The sequence below is a fragment of the Paenibacillus xylanexedens genome, from assembly GCF_007680605.1.
Lineage (GTDB): Bacteria > Bacillota > Bacilli > Paenibacillales > Paenibacillaceae > Paenibacillus > Paenibacillus xylanexedens_B.
The window spans coordinates 1,841,543-1,863,180 of sequence record NZ_VEIO01000001.1; the positions used below are offsets into that span (position 1 = coordinate 1,841,543).

Below are 21,638 nucleotides of genomic sequence, written 5' to 3' on the forward strand. Positions count from 1 at the left end.
TAACGGAGCATTATAACATGTTTATCCGTTGCGAAGCGAACGACATGTCTCGCGGATAATATAGATTAAAGGTACTTCTCCAGAGAGGTGCCTTTTTTTTATGATAACATTCAGTCACTACATCATGATTGTGAAATATAACAACTAGTTCAGATTGAATTATTAGACCTTAAGATATAGTTATTTTCCGAACCAAATCTGTCCGCTAAAATTTATATCATAGATCCATCACATGCTAGGAGCGAATGACTATGGATTTGCTGACACCATATATCTTAGAAGGAAATAACTCTTACCCTGCCATGATTATCTGTCCAGGCGGTGCTTATTCCACAAGAGCTTATCATGAGGGAGAGCCAGTCGCATTGTGGCTCAACCGTATTGGTATCTCGGCTTTTGTATTGAACTACAGAGTATCTCCACACCAACACCCTGCTCCGTTAGAGGATGCTCAGACAGCCATCCGTCTTGTTAGAGCAAACGCATCTGAATGGAATGTGGATTCAAAAAGGATTGGCATCATGGGATTCTCCGCGGGAGGTCACCTTGCATCAACAGTAGGGACCCATTTTGATCTCGGAAATCCTCATTCTAATGATTCAATCCTTAAGCAAAGCAGTCGTCCTGACCTCATGGTTCTTGGCTATCCAGTCATCACAATGAACGATGAATTTACCAGTACAGGCAGCCGAGAAGCACTTTTGGGAGAACGGCAAACAGATCCCGATCTACTGAATCTATTATCCAACGAAAAGCAGATTACTGCAGATACGCCACCGGCGTTTTTATGGCATACGGTTGAAGATAACGGTGTACCTTTGGAAAACAGTCTCCTGTTCGCAAATGGACTTCGTAAGCACAAGATTCCATTTGCATTACATCTGTTCGAAAGTGGCATGCATGGAATTGGCTTGGCAGAAGATCATCTTGAGGCGCAGCATTGGCCAGTTTTGTGCGAGGAATGGTTGAAGAAAAGACAATTTATTACAACGAATCCCCAATGGGGATCATTTTCTACTCTGGGCGATATGTTGAGTGATGAGAAGGCTAGATCAATACTGGATAGATATCTTCCAGAACTGGTACAGTCTCCGTACCTTGATTATACCAAAGGCTTTACTCTTAAAATGCTTTCTTCATTTCCACATTCACCTATATCCAAAGAAATATTACAGTCAATTCATGCTGATTTGAGGCTTTTATGTGAAGAAGAATTAAAAAAGAATGGAGTTAATTGAATGCATGAATTATGGAATGGAACCATTAAGACGCCCTACCTACAGTTTTATGCCGTGTTTACAATCACTAAAGATAAAAGCGGAGTCGTTCAACTTGCAGTAGAAACGGAACCAATGAATCTAAACCTTTCTTTTGAACAGGTTCGTTTGAATGAAAACGTACTTTCGGCTAAAGGAATAGATCCATCAGGTCAGTCTTATGACATCGAACTTACTTTTCAACATCAAAATTGTACTGGATCAATCTCTTTACCATACATGGGTACTGTTCAGTTCTCGGGTGAAAAAGGGAGAGGGGCTTCCTTAAACGAGAAGCTTCAGCAGTATGGTGAAGCTTCTGTTCAGGAGAACCGCTACTGGAAAGGGAAATGGATATGGGATGTCAGGCAGCCCGAGGAGCAGGCAAATACCGAGCATCACCTTGTATATTTCCGAAGAAGTTTCCACATCGATGAATCGATATCACCCAAATTGATGATTGATATTTCTGCAGACAGCAGATACAGACTTTATGTTAACGGTAAATCCGTTTCGATCGGTCCTTGTAAAGGGGATATGCACACTACATATTACGAATCCGTAGATGTAAGTGAACATCTAATTACAGGTAACAACGTACTTTCAGTAAAGGTTCTCCGTTATCCTGCGATGGAACCTTTCAAAATTGGAGAGGGAGGGCCTATTTCCGTTTGGCGCTCACAGTCTGCTGGCCTGCTAGTAGAGGCCTCATTACGAGACGAAACCGGCACTGAATTAATGTCACTGCACTCTGATGCAAACTGGCGTACCTATCGTCATCTCGGATACAGGCATGTGCCTAAACAGCTTATCCGTTGGATGGGAGGCGTAGAAGAAGTAGAAGGGAAAGGCGCACCGCAAGGCTGGGAGTTCCCCGAGTACGATGATTCTACCTGGGAACATGCTGTCCCATTCGCCGAAACACATGGATTCGCCGGGATCCTTAGTCCATGGAACTTGTTACCTCGACCCATACCATTTATGTACGAAGAAGAAAAACAATTTATAGAAGTAACAAAAGCAGCGGGAGTTGGAGTCGAAGAGACTGAACAGTTTCTACAAAATACGCTTGATAACACATCATCGCTGGTAATCCCAAGCAGACATAAAATCCAGGTGGATCTTGATGCCGGGAAATTGACAACCGGTTATCTCAACATACGGATGCGTAATGGCCGAGATGCTAAAGTAAGATTAATGGCCGCGGAGTGTTATGAATCTCACGAGAGCACTGAAATACAACGAAAAAAAGGAGATCGAGAAGACAGCACCGGACAGTTAATGGGCGAATTTGATACCTATATTGTTGCAGGACAAGGAAATGACACGGTTACGGATGAGATCTACGAGCCTTTCTGGTTCAGAACGTTCCGTTACGTTCGTTTGGAAATAGAAACAGAAGATGCCCCGCTTGAACTGATGCAGTTGTCATACAGAGAATCCAGATATCCATTAGAAGTCAAAGCGAAATTTGAATCTTCAGATCAAGAACTTAACAAAATTTGGGATCTTAGCGTTCGAACTTTACAACTGTGTATGCATGAAACTTATGAAGACTGCCCTTATTACGAACAACTCCAGTATGCGATGGATAGTCGACTCATGATGCTGTTTACGTATAATGTTAGCGGCGATGACAGAATGGCAAGGCGAACCATAGAAGATTTTTATCGTTCGAGACAACCTTCCGGATTACTTCAGGCACGTTTCCCGTCGGTTGAGCCTCAAGTCATTCCATCTTTTTCACTTTACTGGGTAGATATGATCTCAGAGCATTTTGAGTTTAATGGGGACCTGCAATTAGTGGAGCAATATCGGCCTGCCATCATTGAATTAATGGATTGGTTTCATACAAGGTTAACGGATGACGGAATCGTTGGTGTTACTTCAAACCGATACTGGACCTACTTCGATTGGGTTGACGCATGGCCGCTCGGTGCGCCGCCTGAGAGCGTGGATCGTCCCATGTTTTTGCTGAGTTTCATGTATGCAGCAGCGTTAAGGAAATCCGCAACATTATTACATGCTACAGGCTGGAGTCAAGCTGCATCAACAATGGAATCGAGAGCAGAACAAGTGTGTAATGCCTTGAGAAAGCTTGCCTGGTCAGAAGAACGTCAGTTATTTCGCGACATGCCTGGGCTGGAGATATATAGTCAGCACACTCAGATTATATCGATCCTTGCAGGAGCAATCGAAGGAGAAGAAGCCCGACGACTGATGGAACGCACACTGGAAGAGCAAATTCACCGGGTAACGCTGCCGTTCTCGTATTTAATGATTCAAGCTTTAAAGAAAGTGGGGCTACAGCATAAAATATTTGGACTGTGGGATCGCTGGCGTGTATTCGCTTCACAAGGTTTGACGACGCTTCCAGAGATGGAAGTGAATCCAAGAAGCGATTGTCATGCTTGGAGTGCTGTTCCACTGGCTGAATTCCCGGCTACTATTCTAGGTGTAACACCCGCTGATCCGGGAGCAACTACCATTAGAATTGAACCGCACATTGGTAAACTAGACTGGGCGAAGGGTAGTGTGGCAACCAAGCAGGGATTGATTGAGATCGAATGGCATATTGAGGAGCATCAATTTTTGTTAAAAGCTAAATTACCTGTAGGGACATCAGCAATTGTTAAGCTTCCAGATGGTACGGAGCATTCATTCCATGGTGCAGAAACCTTTACTTGTATCATATGACAAGACTAAATCTACCCTAGACTGTCGTTATGCTAACGTTGAACGTTTCAGATATGATTCCTGAAAGCGGTGACATCTATGAGAGAAGGAAGGGAAAACTACAATGAGAGCTGAGCAGAATATCTCTAGTCCACCAATTGTAGAAACAAACAAAAAGTCTAAGGCTTTAGGTCTTGATGCCCAAGGTATTCAGAAAACAATGAAACCTCATCATTACTTGGGAGACGGCGCAGCGCAAATTGCCTTAAACTCCATCAACGGGCTGATCGGAATGTTAACTTATTTTTATACAGATAAAGTAGGCATTGCAGCCGCAACGGTGGGGACAATTATGCTCATCACCAAATTTATCAATGCTATTGCTGACTTGGTAATGGGTAGAGTTGTCGATGCAACAAAGTCCAAATACGGAAAGGCTAGACCGTGGATTCTATGGATGGCTCTGCCAGCAATGGCTTCCATCATATTACTGTTCACAGTACCAGCTGAAGCATCAACAACTGTAAAGAGCATCTATGCTCTAGTTACGGTAGCCTTTGCCTCAGCCGTTGTTTATACGGGGATTGCAATACCTTACGGAAGCTTAATGGCAATCCGGACGAGAAGTGTAGAAGAACGCGGGAAAATGGGCCTTACTCGAACTGTCTTTGGCTATTTTATCGGTATGATCATTTCAATCGCACTAATTCCGGTGACCAATATGTTTGGTGGAGATCAATCCGCATGGATTATGGTTGCCGTTGTGCTAGGCGTTGTATCTTTTATTGCATTGGTACTGACATTCCTAGCTTCCAAAGAAAACAATGGAAATGTAAAAGTAGTCGAGACTGATAACGTCCCTTTTTGGGAAAGCATCAAGCTTCTGTTCAAAAACAAATATTGGGTCATTATGCTGTTTGCACAATTGTTGATTAACATGATGTATACGCTTAACGGGTCGACAGGAATCTATTACACAAAGTATATTCTCGGAAATGAAGATTTAATAGGAATCATGGGAGCCATTGGATTGATTCCGGTATTTTTAGGTTTCGCTATCGTAGGACCGATGATTAAAAAATTCGGACTTGCAAGAACAGCGCGAATTGGTATGATTTTTGGCATCGTTGCATCCCTTGTTCGCTGCTTTATGCCATATAACTTTATTGCGGCTCTAGTCCTTGGAGGTATCGCCACACTAGCAACAATTCCAATGATGGCTGTGGGCGGGGTGCTGGTGAACAATACGGTGGAATATGGTGAATGGAAGACAGGCAAACGATTAGTTGGAATGGTCAACAGTGCAAATAGTTTTGGCGTTAAGATTGGTATGGGTCTGGCAGCTGCAATGATCGGCTGGATATTGGCATTGGGTAACTATGACGGGACATTAGCAACACAAACCGATTCAGCGATTACCAGTATCCTTGTTCTGACGGTATATCTTCCTTTAGTGATCTTTGTTCTTACTTATCTTTGCTTGCGTAAGTACGATTTGGATGAGAAGTATCCTCAAATTGTTAAGGAATTGGAAGAACGTAAAAATGGTTAGGGAGGAACGGTAGCATCGCTTATTTGAAGCATTAATTATTAAAAAATAAAATTAGTAAGCGATATCATAAAATTTTTGAATTATGGAAAGGTGGATCAATATGAAGCTAAAAAATCTTCGCATTGAATACATGGAAAATCCCCTGGGCTTGGATACGACAAACCCGCGGGTATCGTGGCAATTAGTTTCTTCAGCGCAGGGAGTTATGCAGACTGCATATCAGATTGCAGTAACAAAGGATACTCAGAGAATTTGGGATACAGGTAAGGTGGAAGCCGATACTTCAATTCTGGTAGAGTATGCGGGACCTCCGCTTCAGGCCGCCACTTTATACCAGGTTCATGTCACCGTTTGGGATAACCAAGGCAATCAGGCAAGCATTGAAGGACATTTTGAAACAGGTCTTCTCAAGGGAAGTGATATTACAGCAGACTGGATCACGCATCCCTTCCCGGATGACGAAACTGCACCTCCCGTTTTCCAAAAGACGTTCACCATTGAAAAGGATATACAGTCAGCACGTGTTTATGCATCCTCATTAGGTGTTTATGAGATTTCGGTTAACGGGAATAGAGTAGGAGATCACTATTTTGCTCCTGGTTGGACAAATTATAATGAGCGTTTGCAATACCAGACCTATAGTTTAGACGGTATGCTTGAAAAAAGTAATAAAATCGAGATTACCGTTGGAAATGGCTGGTATAAAGGGATATTCGGCTTTACCTGTACTCCGAATCATTACGGTGACAAAGTGGCAGCTATCGCAGAACTTCACATCGTCTATACAGACGGATCTAAAGAAATGATTGTAACGGATGAAAGCTGGAAGGTAACCAAGGGAATGATTCGTTCCAGCGAAATCTACATGGGGGAGACCTACGATGCTTGTTTTATAGACGATACGCTATATGATGTGCTGCCTTTCTCCTATAACAAAGAGCGTCTTGTCGCCCAGGAAAGTGAACCGGTCAGAATTACCAGGAGGCTTCCCGCGGTGGAGTTCATTACGACACCAAAAGGAGAGAAGGTTATAGATTTCGGACAAATTGTCACCGGATTCGTAGAACTTCAGATTACCGGGCGTGAGGGCCAGGTCATTACCATCCGACATGCCGAGGTGCTTGATAAAGAAGGTAACTTGTATCCTGAAACTTTGCGGCAGGCTGTATCTATTGATCGATTTATTTGTAACGGTAAAGAACAAATTTTCCGGCCGCACTTCACGTTCCATGGATTTCGTTACATCGCGGTAGAAGGGTTAGAGGTAGTACAGCCGGAGTTTTTTACAGCCTGCGTACTGCATTCACATCTGGAGGAAACAGGTAATCTGACAACCTCCAATGAAATGGTTAACCAGTTATTCAGTAACATCCAGTGGAGTCAGCGCGGTAATTTCCTGGACATTCCCACGGACTGTCCTCAAAGAGATGAACGTCTCGGCTGGACAGGAGATGCTCAAGTGTTTGCCGGAACTTCTGCATTTAATATGAACGTTGCGTCCTTCTTTACAAAATGGCTGCGTGATCTTGCTTCTGAACAAACTGAACAATATGGCGTCCCTCATGTAATCCCTAATATTCTTGGGAATCAGGAAGGAGCCGCTGCTTGGGGCGATGCTGCAGTTATTGTTCCCTGGACCATGTATCAAATGTATGGTGATCTCATGCTGCTCGAGCAGCAATACGGCAGCATGAAGGGTTGGGTTGATTACATCACCGCCCGCTGCGGGGCTAATGGGCTGTGGCAGACAGGGTTTCAATACGGAGACTGGCTCGGACTTGATAAAGAAGAGATTAGTAATGAGCGAACTGGAGCTACGGACGTTTATCTGGTGGCTAACGCTTATTATGCCTATTCCACGGAGCTGCTCGCCAAGACTGCCAAGCTGTTAAATAAATTGGAGGATGCCTCCAAGTACGAAACTCTTCACAGCCAAATCAAATTAGCGTTCAAGGAAGAGTATATTTCAGCAACCGGCAGATTAGTCAGTGAAACTCAAACAGCTTGCGTATTAGCTCTTCATTTTAATCTGGTTGATGACAAGCACCGGGAGAGAGTCCGCAAGACACTGGAGACAAATATTGCCCAACATAAGAATCACCTTACAACTGGTTTTGTGGGCACTCCATATCTGTGTCATGTATTATCTGAGAATGAATTGCACGAGCTTGCCGGTACCTTGTTCCTAAAAGAAGATTTTCCGTCCTGGTTGTATGCCGTTAAGAAGGGAGCTACAACCATCTGGGAACGATGGAACTCCATTCTTCCTAATGGAGATTTTGATACATCCGGCATGAACTCCTTAAATCATTATGCATATGGATCTATTGGGGAATGGATGTACAGGAAGCTGGCTGGTATTAATCAAATTGAACCCGGCTTTAAAAAAATCTTGATCCAGCCTCAGTTCATTAAGGGGATAAGTGCAGTTGAAGGCATTTATAACTCAGTATATGGCGAAATCAAGAGCTCATGGTCTTGCGAGAACGGAGAAATTATCGTCAATGTAACAATCCCGGCCAATACTACTGCCATCATCAAACTGCCTGAGCAAAAAGATTTCATTGAAGTCGGTTCTGGAGATTACGCCTACAGATATCCTACACAAACCAACCTTAAAATAGACAGGTTTACACTGGACTCCACTCTTAAGGAAATAATAGAAGAGCCAATAGCTGTTCGGATGCTTGAAGAGCATGCCCCCGGTATGCTGGACCATCCAATGATAAAATATGCATATGACTTCTCCATAAGCGAATTGTTGGCAAATACCCCTGAGGAAACAGAAATGCTGTTTAAACTGCTTTTAAAAACATTAAATGAACCGAAAAAACAAGGTGCTTTTCATTAAAACAAAAGGGTGTTGTAGGATAACTACAATGCCCTTTGTCTTTATTGTTCGTGTGGTCTGACAAAGTGTTTTCGAGAACATTGGGTATGAGAGTGACAAAACGTAGAAGGAGAGAGAATTTCGCGTCATGGAGCTGTTGATAAGGAATCTTACATTTGATAGCAAACTTCCACTTTTGAAAACAGTATTCCGTATTATGATCTCTCAACTCTTTGCCCAATAGTGCATAAAGGGCTTGCCCTTTCGTACGATTTTTTTTTCTTTATTTTTCGTTATCATGGGGGTACAGGTTGCTCAGTTTGTAGCTCAAGGGTTTCAGAAAATTGAAAGGGGAAGAATTAAAATATGGTGAATATGGATCACCCTCGTCTCTTTAACTCAGGTTATGCTGACAATTGCCATTCTTTTTGTTAACGAAGCACATATTAAATGATTACTTTAATTACAATACTACCTAGCTTAGCTATAAAGGGAGACTTCTTTCATCATGAATAAAATAAAGTATGTATTCAATCACATGAAAACTAGAACAAAGATCATGATCTCTATACTTATCATTATTTTAATTATAGCAGGGATTATCGTAAGAAATTTATCCGTGTATGTGGAAGATAAAGATTATGTACCTGCTGTAACTACGGAGAAGTTCCGTGTAGCGCTTTCGGTAAGCCCGTTTTCGGGAGATGCATTTAAAACGGGGAATACTACGTATAAAGCAGGAGAAGTTACTGCGAAAAGTCGAGAGGAATTAGAGAAGATGTATATTTCATCAGGCGCTACGGAAATGTACGCAAGAATTGCGACCAAACGCTCTCCTACTGCGGATAATATCGTTAACGGTGAGGAAGACTCAAATGCAAATTACCATACCTTGGAGCAGGGATTAGAGCTAGCTCGAATGGCAGCCAAACTAAATATACCGTTGAACCCTGAAATTATGCTGGCTTACACATACATGGATATGGATCGGCAGCAAGCACCTAATTTCGAAGAATATCCCGAGATATATGCGCTGCAAAACGGAAAACCTTGGGAAGAATTAACTTTGGATGAGATGAACATGGTCTTGGAAGCATACGGCAAATTTGTGGCAACCGAAATTTTGAAAACAGGCGTCAAAGTAGAGAACTGGAACATTGGTAACGAAGCAAACTATGGTTTTGCAGGGGTAAGCATTGGATTGAAAACCGCAGTAAACGAAAATCTGGAAAAAGTTCCGGGCTTCATGAGACATGTCTATTCTGTGATGGGAACCAATTGGTTGAAGAATAATATATGGAAATACAATGCAGTGCAGATGACTGCGGTAGCTAAAGGGATTAAAGAGGCGTACACTAGTTTAGGACTTGATTCAAGCAATGTTAAGTTTTCTACTCACATCGCCACGGTAGTAACAACAGTGAAAACAGCAGTCACGTATTTCAAGACATTAAAGGAAAATGGATTCCCTATTGATACTGCTGGAATTAGTTTTTATCCCAGTGCGCCAGGAGTATACATCGATAAAATGGTTATGTACAAAAAAATAGTTACTGCGATTAACAAAGAGGTGGGTATACCTGTATTTATCGCAGAGTTTTCTTATCCTTCAGGTGAAGTGCAGGGCGCATATGCGGGATGGTCAAACACGGTCAAGGGATATCCGCATAACGAAGAAGGACAAGCCGCAATCTATCATGATGTGGTTCAGTGGGGTAAAACACATGGGCTTATCGGTATCCGTTATTGGGCTCCGGATTATAGTGGGTGGGGCAGTATGTCAATGTTTGATTACTCGGATCATGGCGCTAAAGCCAAGAAAATATTAATGGATGCTATTTCCGAAGAAAACAAATTAAAATAACGTTTAATTTAATCAGGTCAATATAGAAAAGTCGCTTATAGCGGCTTTTTTATTTTATTTATCGTATTACTTAAAAACTGATTAAGTACAAACTTATAATGGATAATTAAGAGAAAAATATAAACCCACAAGGATATCACATAAAAAGTGATGCCTTGTGGGTTTTTGTAATTCAATCTTATATCATTTGTAATCTGCGTTTATCGTTGTTTCTTTCCATTGTTCTATACTGGCAAGCAGGCTATTAAATTTATAGGTCGCTGCATCGTAGGCTTGTTGTCCCAGCAGCAAACGAAGAGGCGGTTCCGTTGTTTCCACAACTTTAATAACTGCTTCGGCAGCCTTTGCAGGATCTCCAGCTTCTTGACCAACACCGAGTTCGATCCCTTGCAGCATCTGTCCGACGATGGATTCTTTAAGCTCAGGGATGCTTGTCTCTGTTTTGACAGAAGAGCGACCACCCCAATCTGTGCGGAAGCTGCTTGGCTCTATTAAAGTCACATGAATATTAAAAGGTGCCAATTCTTGGGATAGACTCTCGGATATGCCCTCAACAGCGTATTTTGTAGCATGATAATAGCCAAGGGTCGGGAACGAAGTCAGACCGCCAATGGAAGAGAAGTTTATAATGTGACCACTTTTTTGTGATCTCATTTGTGGAAGAACAGCATTCGTTACATGCATAAGTCCCCAGAAGTTAACCTCGAACATTTTACGGGTTTCTTCCTCCACGCTTTCTTCAACAGAGCTGAAATATCCAATACCTGCATTGTTCACAAGCACATCTATACGATTAAACTTCTCAATCGTGCGGTCAATCACATTGCGGATCTGTTCTGGACTAGTCACGTCCAGTGGGAGAGCAATTACCTGATCCTCATGTCCTGCTGTAAGATCTGTTACCTGCTGAACATTACGTGCGGTCACGACAACGTTATAACCTGCTTCAATCGCTTGTTGCGCAATGTGACGCCCGAATCCTGTCGAGCATCCAGTAATAAGCCATACTTTTGATTCTGACAATGTAATCACTCCTTCAAGGTAATAACTTTACTCTACCTCTTAAAGTTAACTTGAAGTCAATACTCATTTTGAAAAATAAATATTCATAGCTATTTCATCTTCTTATGCATCAAAACATCGTAAATCGCTATCTTCCGTATAATCTTTTCCAGATGGAACTGAGTCTGAGCCAAAGTACGTTCCACTTTGGTTTTATGCATAAGCAAAAATTGTTTTCTGGCATCCAGGGAAGGATCACCTTGTCGAATCAGCTCTGTGTAAGCCTTTATATCTTCAATAGACATTCCCGTATCTTTTAAAGCGACAACCAGTTCAAGCCACTCTAAAACCTCATTGGAATATTCTCTTCTACCTGAAGCGTTCCGTTCAACATGTGGTAAGATGCCTTCTTGTTCGTAATAACGCAGAGTTGAGGGACGCAAACCTGTGATCTTCTCAATTTCACTAATACTGTACATGTCCGAATGCTCCTTTAATAGTTAAAGTTAACTTGAAGTTGATTGTACCCTTTTCATCAAGCAAAAGCGAGTCCTTGACTTGCTTTCTCTCAGCTCTAATCGTTAACACAGGTTAAGATCGCGCTATACAATGTTTGGTTTACGTTACAGTCTCTCTAAATCAAAGTTCTTATAATGAATATATAACTAGTTTGAAAAAGATAAGTTTCCCCATCATTCTCAGTTAAGGAGTGTTTTAAATGAATACATGGGATCCAGTGGAATTCCAAACTCCCTCCAAGCGCTATCGCCCGAAAATGAGGTGGTGGCTTCCCGGTGCGTTCATGGACAAAGACGAGATCAAACGGGAGATTGAGTGGATGGCGGAAGCTGGCTATGGCGGTGCAGAAATCCTCCATTTCTTCCCGATCCCTTCGGCGGACATACATCCATCGGATTATGGCCGCTTCGTTTTCGGAGGTGATGAGTGGAACAACCGGATGAAAGCTGCACTCGAAGCCGCCATTCCACTTAACTTTCGGTTGGATTTCACTGTAGGACCGCTGTGGCCGATCGCAACGCCCGCCGTCATGGACAAAAGTGACGATCGCTGCACACATGGGTTGCATATTGGGACAATGGTAGTTGCAGGGACTTACAACGGAGCAATTCCTGTCCCCGATACGGTCGATCCGTCACGTCCTTATAAGCTTGTGGCTGTGACGGTTGCTCGGAGATACAGCGGCGAGTCCATAGGTGAAGTCGTCACGCTAGAATTGGATACGGCAGCCGATCTCACCTTTAGAGTTGACGACGGAAGGATAGAATGGACAGCTCCTCTTGACGGAGAATGGTACTTGTTCGGCTTTTGGAGTCAAACGAACGGACAGATGAACGACTCAATCGGTGCTCCCGCGATCGACCACTTTTCGAAAGCTGCAGCCGATGCAGTTACGGGCTACTGGGATAAACGCCTGTTTGCGGATCCTGAGATACTTGCCTTATACGAGAAGAACGCCGGAAACTTGTTCTGTGATTCCATTGAATTGAACGCAACTATGCTAGGCGGGATGTACGGTGCGACGCCGATGCCCGTCGCGATCTGGTCTCCTGCTGTATTGGAGGAGTTCCATATGCGTCGAGGCTATGATTTGACTCCTTATCTGCCTTCGATATTCGTCAAAGGTTTGTATCAGCTAGGTGCAGGCAATCGGACGGACGGAGACTCCGATTACGATTTCGCTGACCGCTCGGCAAACCTGCGCATTAGGAACGACTTCTTTCAAACCTTGACAGATATGTTCCGGGACAATCACCTTCGGACAATAAGAAAGTGGGCAAACGGACATCATATGAAGCTTCGTTATCAAACTTACGGCATGCCTACCGAGCTCTCCTCGGGCCTTGCCGAAGTTGACATCCCGGAGACGGAATCACTCGGTTTCCATGATTCGACCGACGGTTACCGAATCCAATCGGGTGCCGTTCATCTGTATGATCGCGAGATCTATTCGATTGAGGTAGGCGCTGTTATGGATTATGGCTACAAGCAGACGTGGACCGGACAGGACTTCAGTCTTCTCTGGCAATTGCATCGAGGCTTTGCGGCTGGCGTCAACCAGGCGGTTCTTCACGGTATGTCCTACGATACTTCATCTGCTTCGGAACATTTCGAAGCGATGTTCAAATGGCCGGGCTTGTCGCTCATGGGGTCGAGGTTCTCGAACGAATGGGGAGGACGCCAACCAAATTCCCTGCATGCAAGAGCCCTTACAGACTATATCGCACGCACTCAATATCTGCTTCAACTTGGTAAGCCGAAGGTAGATCTGGCGATTTATCGTTATCATATTGATGGGATTCATGGCGCAATGGGAACGGAATTGACCCCGTATGAACAAGCCGGTTTCACGTATGACTTTGTAAGTCCATGTTTGTTGGATTTAGCAAATGCCCAAACCGGTACATTCGAGGGACAATCCGTACTGGTAGCGGACGGACCGGCATATCGTGCTATCGTCGTAGATATGCGTAAGAAGTCGTTGACCGGAGACTGGAGGGCGTCCGATCTCCCGATTGAAACAGCCAATCAACTGATCGCCTTCGCGGAAAGCGGACTACCTGTCGTGGTCGTTGGAGTAGCTCCGAATCATGTTGCTTCATTCTTTGGCAGCAAGGACAAGATGAGAGCCAAAGACGTCGAGCTGTGCGATCGAATCGAGCATCTGTTAAACCTGCCGATGGTAAGAGCGGTTAACACTCAAGAAGATGCGATCGGGGCACTGGGCGAGCTCTCCGTCATTCCTGCCGTTCAAGTCCAGTGCGAGTCGCCTCTGTTGAATGCCCGTCGGTACGAAAACGGTATTTCTTATTACTTCATCTACAATCCAAGTCAAGTGCAGGCATTCGAGGGAGAAGTGCAGTTCACAGGGACGGGGAATCCTTTCAAGCTGAACGCTTGGGATGGAACAATATGCCCGATGGCCGCTGTTCATACAGGCTCCGGTCAAGCAACGGCGAAGCTGCGACTCGCCCCGAACGGAACTGCTTTGATCGCAGTTGCCGAAGAATGGACAGGATTGCTTCAGCGAGAGAAATATCTTGATACGATTGCGAAAGGTACGCGGATCATACCAGATCGCTGGTCTCTCGTCGTGGACAGCTGGACTGCTGGCGCTCATCCAACGGAGACGAAGATTGAACGGATCGAGCTTGAACTTGACGAGCTGCGCTCCTGGATTCACATTCCGGCGCTCCGGCAAGTATCCGGAATTGGACGATATCGGACAAGTTTCCGCATTGAAGAGCGGAAAGATACTTCCGCTGCCGTTATTTTAGAGATGGGCGAGGTGTCCGATACGTTCAGGGTCTTCGTTAACGGCCAAGAGCTCCACGGTGTCGATCAGATCGGGCGTCATATTCCAATCGGGGAATACTTGCGCTATGGAGAAAACAACGAGTTAGAGGTCGAAGTAGCGACGACCCTGAACAATGCGCTAAGCATTTTCGCTCCTAACCGGGAACCGCTAGATTGCGGTTTGATTGGTCCCGTTGGAATCGTATTAGGGGAAGGATCGGACGAATAGCGTAATTTTAGTGCCGTTTTCCGTTTTATTTTCCTTCTTCTCGTTAAGAAAGCAAAACACTCGTATTTGGGACGATCCGGAAAAATGAATCGGTTTACCCTTCCGATGACGCGCGTGTCATACAGTATATCCTGGGCAGTCGAACCAACGCTTTGATTCGAGAGGATTCAGGAGATGACCGCGCGCCTTGCAATTGATTACGTCGATCTTCACCCAGCGCTAAAAGACGAGCATGGTAATCTGAAGCTAGAGTATACGACCGATGTTCTTCATCTGAACGTCGAAGGTTATGAAACAGTCCTTCAAGTGCTACAAAAACATCTGAATTAGAACGTTGGCAACCCAGATTCCGTGGAGTTTGGGTTTCATGATTAATCTACAATATCGGGAAAGATTATATAATAGGAGGTCACTTTATTGACTATTCAAATTGGTTTACAAATGTTTTCTGTTCGAAATAAATTCAATGAAGATCGGATTAAAACTTTGCAGAATTTATCAACAATTGGGTATAAGCACATTGAAATCCCAGTTGATTTTCAAAGTGATAGCGCTTTTAATATCAGCTCTCTGTCTGCCAGTGATTTAAAAAAAATGACTAAAGATGCAGGCATACAAGTACTTGGAACACATATTCCAGCCGAATTAAATGAGCAAGAACTCAATGAAATAATTGCCTATCACAAAGAGTTAGGGTGTAATAGAGCAATTATTCCTATGGGGATGTTTCAAGGAGCTGATGATGCAATCGCTTTCAGTAGACGATTAAATGAATATGGAAAGAGACTTTGGACACACGGGATCCAGCTATATTATCATAATCATTTTCAAGAATTTCAAAAGTTTGATGGGAAAACGTTATTTGAGATCCTATTAGAAAATACAAATCCTGATTATTTGAAATTTGAATTAGATATCTATTGGGCTATTAGGGGAGGGGCGAATGTCGAGCAGTTGCTAAAACAACTTGGAACTCGATGTGAATTAATTCATATCAAAGATTTGCCTCATCCCGTTAGCACAATAAATATACTCGACACACTAGACAAGGAAAAAGAGATAACTATACATGATTTCATTCCATTGTTTAATTCTGATAATTTTGTAGAAATAGGACAAGGAAAGCTGGACATTAAGGGGATTATCAAATTAGTAAAAGAGCACACAGCCACTAAATATATCATTGTTGAGCAAGATGTTATATCGATAGATGAAATAAAAAGTGTGGAGATAAGCTTTAACGCCTTATCCGATTTATTGGGTGTTGAGTATGCATAAATTAAATGTAGGTATTATTGGCTGCGGAGCAATTGCTATAGAAAAACATCTACCAGCATTACTCAAACTGTCTGATAAGGTAAATGTCAAAGGTTTTGCTAGTAGAAATGAAGAAAAAGCAAAAAAAGCTGCTGATTTGGTAGGAAATGATGCAAAAATTTATACCAATTATAAAGATATGCTGCAAGATCCTGAAATTGATGTCGTTCATATCTGTACACCGAATGCATTACACAGTTCAATGACTGTCGAGGCTTTAGAGGCAGGGAAGCATGTCATGTGTGAAAAGCCCATGGCCATGAATAGTCAGGAAGCAGAGAAAATGGTAAAAGCTGCTGAGCGTACAGGTAAAAAATTGACAATCGCATACCAGAATCGTTTCAGAAAAGATTCAATACTTTTGAAACAAGCGTGTACTAATGGCGATCTGGGAGAAATTTATGTAGCTAAAGCGCACGCAATTCGACGTAGAGGTGTTCCAACTTGGGGAGTATTCCTAAATAAAGACATGCAAGGAGGCGGTGCGCTTATTGATATTGGCACCCATGCACTTGATCTGACTCTATGGTTGATGAATAACTACGAAGTTGAAAGTGTAACCGGCGTAGTGCACAACAAATTAAGATATGAGAATAAGGCCAATCCTTTTGGACCGTGGGATCCGGATCATTTTAACGTAGAGGAGTCAGCGTTCTCTTTTATCAAAATGAAGAATGGTGCATCCATTTATCTAGAATGTTCCTGGGCTCTGAATTCACTAGATGAAAGAGAAGCAATGACTACGTTGTCTGGAACAAAAGGAGGCGCCGAAATGCGCCGGAATACAGCCTTAGGTACAAATGAACTGATATTTAATACAGAAATGTATGGAAATCTCGTTAGCACCCAGTTACAGAATGCAGCCGGTATATCGTATATATCCCCCGTAGAAGAAACAGATGCTGATCGAGAAATTGCTCAATGGATTGATGCAATCCTTGAAGACAAAAATCCTGTAGTTGAACCAAGACAAGCGCTAGTCGTTACTCAGATACTTGAAGCGATTTATCGTTCAGCCGAATTAAATGACACGATTAAATTTTAAATTGAAATTTGTCGTTTTCATACTGAGAGGATGAGTTCTAATGAGTAAAGTTCTTAATGTAGGAATTATTGGTACGGGTGAACTTGCACAAGTCGTACACTTGCCTATCCTTAAAGAATTACCCGAAAAATTCAAAGTAACTGCTTTATGTGATGTTTCGTATAATTCACTCAAATATAACGGAGAAAAATTTGGTGTTTCAAATCTCTATACAAATGTGCAGGATCTCGTTAATGACGAAGATATTGATGTTGTTTTCGTCTGTAACAGTAACGAATATCATGCAGATGCTGCTATAGCTGCTGCCAATGCAGGTAAGCATGTTCTCATTGAAAAGCCTATGGTGCTTTCATTATCCGAAGCAGAAGCTGTGATCGAGGCGAAAAGCAGAAATAATGTTCATATCATGGTCGGTTATATGAGAAGATATGCTCCTGCATTTGAAGCTGCAGTTAAAGAAATAGGGGGATTAGACCGAATTTTGTACGCAAGAGTACGAGATATTATTGGACCGAATGATTATTTCATAAGGCAATCTGGAGCATACCCGAAAAAGTTTAACGATTTTCCCGAAGAAGTAAATAAAGAACGAGCTGAGAAATCAGAGAAGTGGATTAGAGAAGTTCTTGGTGAGGGCGCTGATGAAACTACAATTATGTTGTACTATTTTCTTACCGCTTTAGGGTCGCATGATCTTTCTGCTATGCGTGAGGCTTTGGGAATGCCAGAATCCGTATCCGGTTTTGCTTTTAATAGTGCAGGCTTCTTTATAAATGCCATTTTCAACTATCCTTCTTTCAATGTAGTTTATGAGACAGGTATGAATAACGTAGGTAAGTTTGATGCTCATCTGGAAGTGTACGGAAAGGATAAAATAGTTAGAGTAGAATTTGACACACCGTATATTCAAGGACTACCTGTTAAATTAATCGTGTCAGAAACAGAAGGGGACTTGTACAAAGAAACCGTTATTCGACATACGTATAAAGACCCTTACACGATTGAGCTGGAAGCCCTTTACGATGCAATTGTTTACGATCAGGTCATAAAAACAACTCCGGAGAATTACCGTGATGATTTAATAATCTTTAATATGCTAATGGACTCTTACAAAAACAAAAAGTAGAAGCAATAGTACCTGATGTAATAAACACCGATGTCTATTGTGAATAGATTATAAAGACAAACCAAAGTCATTAATTGACCTAAGAAAACGTTGAATTTCGTATTACTGGAATTGAACGAACTTATTTGAAAGTCAAACTCCAATTATGATAGTCTTTATATTGAATTAATACTTAAACTATCATTTTGGGAGGCGTTACGATGTTTACCAATGAAAATCAAGGCCGTTCCAAGTCCGAAGTTGATTTCTTGAATCATTCTTTCATTCAGCAACCTTTCCCAGTCTACGAAAAGCTGCGTGCCGAAGAGGCTGTTCATCGACTTTTACTTCCTAGTGGACATGCTGCCTGGATGGTTACCCGATATGAGGATGCCGTCAACATTTTGCAGGATGGCCGCTTTGTAACCGGAATCCTTGATAATAATAACAATGAAAAGGAGGAGACACTTCCTCCGCATCAGGCGATTATTTCACGAAATCTGATCAGTGTTGGTCCTGAAGATCATCGTCGACTGCGACGCTTGATTCAGAAGGCATTTACTCCCCGTATGATTGAGAGGCAGCCTTTTGGGAAAGGGGTTCATTATTGTCTTGGCGCTCCACTTGCGAGACTCGAAGGCGAGATTGCGATCAACGCTTTACTTCAACGGCTACCGGAGATTCGGTTAAATACAGATCCGGAACTGCTGGAGTGGAGGCCAGGTATGATCATTCGGGGACTCAAAGCGTTTCCGGTCGCATACTAAATTCTGAACGTGCGGTTGATTATCAGCCATTCAGTGGGTTTCATGCGATAAAACTAACTAAACAGCATGGATATGTTGACAGAGGAAGCAACGATGACTTTAGACCATGAATTAAGGTGGAGGGGTTGAATTATGGGAAAACTAAAGGGTAAGGTTGCCATTGTAACGGGTGCAGGAGGAGGACTGGGCAGCTACATCGCTCTACGTCTGGCTGAAGAGGGCGCATCATTAATGCTTACTGATATCACTAGCTCGTCATTAGAGGAAACCGCTGCACGTTGTGAACGTGCAGGGTTTTCGGTTCTTGCCAAAACTGCTGATTTGTCTGAGCCTAAGCAGGTCAAATCACTGGTTGAAGATACGATTAAGGAATTCAATACCATCGACATTCTAGTCAATTTGGCAATTGCTATTCGGACACCGCATTCCTTTCTGGAACATGAATTGGATACACTTGATGAGAGCTACCTAACAGGACTTGTATCCACTTGGCTCATGATGAAGGAAAGTTACCCTCATTTAAAACAAGGTGGAGGAAAGATCATTAATTTTGGCTCAGGAGCAGGGTATGACGGGCTAGAGGGGTATGCCGCATATGCTGCCATCAAAGAAGGAATACGAGCGTTGTCGCGTGTTGTTGCGCGAGAATGGGGCAAGGACAACATCAATGTGAATGTCATAAATCCTGGAGCCCTCACGGATGGGATTCGCGCACATCTGGATGCCTTGCCTGAAGATCAGCGTGACCCGCAGCTGCTGGGGTTCAAGCCCACTGCAATCGGTCGTTATGGGGACCCTTATGAAGATATCGCTCCGGTCGTTGCTTTTCTGGCAAGTGAAGATGCCAGACATATAACGGGTCAAACCTTTTTTGTCGATGGGGGCTCAATTATTAACGCATAGAAACTGAAGCCCATTAGACGAACCGTAATGAAATAAACAAGTTAATTGAGAACTGTCTAACATAAAATTCAAGACACGTCCTAATTAATTTAACAGAAGCATCATACAAAACGACCGTTCCCTCAGTGTTCAAACGAGGAACGGTCGCTTATTTTATTTATGGAAGAAAATTAAATAACGCTTTTATCCAAAATTTTTAATTTTACAGGAAGAGTAAGCAGATTTTGTGTTCCTTTGTGTAAATGCAGTGCCGGGTTAAACGCTTCAGTTGGAACAATATCAGCAAAGGTTTCTACGAAACACTCTAATGCTATTTGAGCTTCAAGACGTGCTAGAGGGGCTCCTAGACAAAAGTGAGGGCCTTTCCCAAAGCTAAGATGCTTGTTACTATTCTCTCGGTGTATATCAAACTTGTTTGGTTCCGGGAATTGCTGTGCATCATTATTCGCGGCTCCAAGCCATACAACAATGACATCACCTTTTTTCATAGGGACACCCAACACATGGCTATCCAATGTCACTACCCGATCTAGTGTGATGGGGAAGCGATAACGCAACGTTTCTTCAATGGCATTGGAAATAAGGCTACGATTGGAGAGAATCTCCTGATAAATTCCTTTTTGTTCATACACGAAAGTATAAAACATATTAGCGAGTAAATTGGTTGTTGTTTCATTGCCGGCAGCAAGCAGACCCAAGCTGAAGGTTACCACTTCCTCATCTGTAAGTTGTGTCCCCTCATACGCTGCAAGAGTTAAATCAGAAATAATATCCTTCTCAGGATTTTGACGTTTTCCCTTAACAATGGGAAGCAAATATTCGTTGAATTCCGACATCGCACGGTATTTTCTTTTGGCTTGATCCGTAACGTTGACCTCTGAATTAGGGAAAAACAAAATATCGGACCAGTTCTTTATATGATGAAGATCTTGTCTTGGTGTGCCTAACAAATCAGAAATGACCGTGACGGGAAGAGGAACGGCAAGATCACTGACAATGTCGGGCTTGTTCATCTGTTTCATTTTATCAATTAATTCTTTTGCGATGTTCCTGATTCTTGGTTCCCACTCCTTTAGACTTCTTGGGGTAAAGGCACTGGATACCAGCTTACGTATATCACGTTGAATAGGAGGATCGGTAGAATTGATATCTACACGTGTAATGACTGGTGGAATAGGTGACACACTTCTTTTCCGTATACTTGAAAATAACTTGAAGTCACTAAGCACCATGTTCACATCATCATAGCGAAATACGTTCCAGACGTTTTGCTTCTCATCATAATATATCGGATTATTGACAAGCATATCGTGGTACCAATCATAGGGATTCCATAATTGTTCAGGAGTTTGTAACTTGGATATCTCATGAATGACGATACTACTCTGTTCTGAGTTCATCTTTCCAACACCACCTCTGATTTTAATATGACAAGCTTCGATGTGATATTCCGACTATCATTTTCAATTAAACCTTATCACAAAAATGTATATAAATTCAAATAACTTTAAACGATATTCAAACGTAATAATTAGGTTATCCAATGTTCTCAATCTTTCAAATTGCGTTATCTAACCTTAAGAAAGAGTTATTTCAATCATTTTGTCTCCAACATAGTATAAATATGAAAGCCTTCAAGACGTTGTGAATGCTGGGAGGAGGTATTATGAGAAAGAGCCAGCATAATGATTTTATCCATAAATATATGATACTGGTGAGGTACCCGTTTTTACGGATACTGCAGAATTGAAGTCTGGCTGATTGTATCTGGCCCTTC

15 protein-coding genes are annotated in these 21,638 nt (G+C 42.6%); 12 read left to right on the plus strand and 3 right to left on the minus strand.

Going from position 1 to position 21,638, the window contains the following annotated elements:
* Nucleotides 1–251: 251 nt before the first annotated feature.
* The 5 genes from FS818_RS08095 (at nt 252) to FS818_RS08115 (ending at nt 10,178) form a co-directional block, all read left to right on the plus strand.
* Nucleotides 252–1,238, plus strand: a complete 987-nt coding sequence (locus tag FS818_RS08095) for an alpha/beta hydrolase (RefSeq protein WP_260989808.1) — start codon at nt 252–254, stop codon at nt 1,236–1,238.
* Nucleotides 1,239–3,953, plus strand: coding sequence for a family 78 glycoside hydrolase catalytic domain (locus tag FS818_RS08100; protein WP_145331215.1), 2,715 nt, complete (start codon nt 1,239–1,241; stop codon nt 3,951–3,953).
* 103 nt (nt 3,954–4,056) lie between these two features.
* Nucleotides 4,057–5,484 (plus strand): MFS transporter, encoded by a 1,428-nt coding sequence (locus FS818_RS08105; RefSeq protein ID WP_145331217.1) that lies wholly within the window; start codon nt 4,057–4,059, stop codon nt 5,482–5,484.
* Nucleotides 5,485–5,584: 100 nt separating this feature from the next.
* Entirely contained in the window at nt 5,585–8,335 is a 2,751-nt protein-coding gene (locus FS818_RS08110; protein WP_145331219.1) for a glycoside hydrolase family 78 protein, read from the plus strand.
* Between the two features lie 487 nt (nt 8,336–8,822).
* Nucleotides 8,823–10,178: a glycosyl hydrolase 53 family protein gene (locus tag FS818_RS08115; protein ID WP_145331221.1), complete on the plus strand. Its 1,356-nt coding sequence runs from the start codon at nt 8,823–8,825 to the stop codon at nt 10,176–10,178.
* 183 nt (nt 10,179–10,361) lie between these two features.
* Here FS818_RS08115 and FS818_RS08120 read toward each other — a convergent pair whose 3' ends face one another.
* Both FS818_RS08120 and FS818_RS08125 read right to left on the minus strand, forming a co-directional pair.
* Nucleotides 10,362–11,210 (minus strand): oxidoreductase, encoded by an 849-nt coding sequence (locus FS818_RS08120; protein ID WP_260989809.1) that lies wholly within the window; start codon nt 11,208–11,210, stop codon nt 10,362–10,364.
* 80 nt (nt 11,211–11,290) lie between these two features.
* Nucleotides 11,291–11,659, minus strand: a complete 369-nt coding sequence (locus FS818_RS08125) for a MerR family transcriptional regulator (RefSeq protein WP_145331225.1) — start codon at nt 11,657–11,659, stop codon at nt 11,291–11,293.
* A gap of 239 nt (nt 11,660–11,898) precedes the next feature.
* On the opposite strand from FS818_RS08125, the gene FS818_RS08130 reads away from it, so the two are divergent.
* From FS818_RS08130 to FS818_RS08155, 7 genes are all read left to right on the plus strand, one after another.
* Complete coding sequence (locus FS818_RS08130) at nt 11,899–14,724, plus strand: glycosyl hydrolase (RefSeq protein WP_145331227.1); 2,826 nt, start codon at nt 11,899–11,901, stop codon at nt 14,722–14,724.
* Between the two features lie 174 nt (nt 14,725–14,898).
* Nucleotides 14,899–15,054 carry an SGNH/GDSL hydrolase family protein gene (locus FS818_RS28720; RefSeq protein WP_186331783.1) on the plus strand — a complete coding sequence of 52 codons (156 nt, stop codon included), beginning with the start codon at nt 14,899–14,901 and terminating at the stop codon, nt 15,052–15,054.
* Between the two features lie 87 nt (nt 15,055–15,141).
* Nucleotides 15,142–16,002, plus strand: coding sequence for a sugar phosphate isomerase/epimerase family protein (locus FS818_RS08135; protein ID WP_145331229.1), 861 nt, complete (start codon nt 15,142–15,144; stop codon nt 16,000–16,002).
* A complete protein-coding gene (locus FS818_RS08140; RefSeq protein WP_145331231.1) occupies nt 15,995–17,086 on the plus strand; it encodes a Gfo/Idh/MocA family protein in 1,092 nt (363 codons plus the stop codon). The genes FS818_RS08135 and FS818_RS08140 overlap by 8 nt, the downstream gene beginning before the upstream one ends.
* 40 nt (nt 17,087–17,126) lie before the next feature.
* On the plus strand, nt 17,127–18,212 hold the full coding sequence (locus FS818_RS08145) for a Gfo/Idh/MocA family protein (protein ID WP_145331233.1): 1,086 nt from the start codon (nt 17,127–17,129) through the stop codon (nt 18,210–18,212).
* 200 nt (nt 18,213–18,412) lie between these two features.
* On the plus strand, nt 18,413–18,958 hold the full coding sequence (locus FS818_RS08150; RefSeq protein ID WP_145331235.1) for a cytochrome P450 family protein: 546 nt from the start codon (nt 18,413–18,415) through the stop codon (nt 18,956–18,958).
* A 132-nt stretch (nt 18,959–19,090) separates the two neighbouring features.
* Nucleotides 19,091–19,861: an SDR family NAD(P)-dependent oxidoreductase gene (locus FS818_RS08155; RefSeq protein ID WP_145331237.1), complete on the plus strand. Its 771-nt coding sequence runs from the start codon at nt 19,091–19,093 to the stop codon at nt 19,859–19,861.
* Nucleotides 19,862–20,031: 170 nt separating this feature from the next.
* On the opposite strand, the gene FS818_RS08160 is transcribed toward FS818_RS08155, so the two are convergent.
* The gene (locus FS818_RS08160) at nt 20,032–21,261 is read right to left on the minus strand and encodes a cytochrome P450 (RefSeq protein ID WP_145331239.1); all 1,230 of its coding nucleotides are present in this window, start codon (nt 21,259–21,261) and stop codon (nt 20,032–20,034) included.
* Nucleotides 21,262–21,638 lie beyond the last annotated feature (377 nt).

Excerpts from the sequence above, each read along its gene's own strand:
- FS818_RS08110 (WP_145331219.1), top strand. The coding sequence starts at position 5,585 with ATGAAGCTAAAAAATCTTCGCATTGAATACATGGAAAATCCCCTGGGC.
- FS818_RS08105 (WP_145331217.1), top strand. The coding sequence starts at position 4,057 with ATGAGAGCTGAGCAGAATATCTCTAGTCCACCAATTGTAGAAACAAAC.
- FS818_RS28720 (WP_186331783.1), top strand. The coding sequence starts at position 14,899 with ATGACCGCGCGCCTTGCAATTGATTACGTCGATCTTCACCCAGCGCTA.
- FS818_RS08140 (WP_145331231.1), top strand. The coding sequence starts at position 15,995 with ATGCATAAATTAAATGTAGGTATTATTGGCTGCGGAGCAATTGCTATA.
- FS818_RS08095 (WP_260989808.1), top strand. The coding sequence starts at position 252 with ATGGATTTGCTGACACCATATATCTTAGAAGGAAATAACTCTTACCCT.
- FS818_RS08160 (WP_145331239.1), bottom strand. The coding sequence starts at position 21,261 with ATGAACTCAGAACAGAGTAGTATCGTCATTCATGAGATATCCAAGTTA.
- FS818_RS08150 (WP_145331235.1), top strand. The coding sequence starts at position 18,413 with ATGTTTACCAATGAAAATCAAGGCCGTTCCAAGTCCGAAGTTGATTTC.
- FS818_RS08115 (WP_145331221.1), top strand. The coding sequence starts at position 8,823 with ATGAATAAAATAAAGTATGTATTCAATCACATGAAAACTAGAACAAAG.
- FS818_RS08125 (WP_145331225.1), bottom strand. The coding sequence starts at position 11,659 with ATGTACAGTATTAGTGAAATTGAGAAGATCACAGGTTTGCGTCCCTCA.
- FS818_RS08130 (WP_145331227.1), top strand. The coding sequence starts at position 11,899 with ATGAATACATGGGATCCAGTGGAATTCCAAACTCCCTCCAAGCGCTAT.
- FS818_RS08100 (WP_145331215.1), top strand. The coding sequence starts at position 1,239 with ATGCATGAATTATGGAATGGAACCATTAAGACGCCCTACCTACAGTTT.
- FS818_RS08145 (WP_145331233.1), top strand. The coding sequence starts at position 17,127 with ATGAGTAAAGTTCTTAATGTAGGAATTATTGGTACGGGTGAACTTGCA.
- FS818_RS08155 (WP_145331237.1), top strand. The coding sequence starts at position 19,091 with ATGGGAAAACTAAAGGGTAAGGTTGCCATTGTAACGGGTGCAGGAGGA.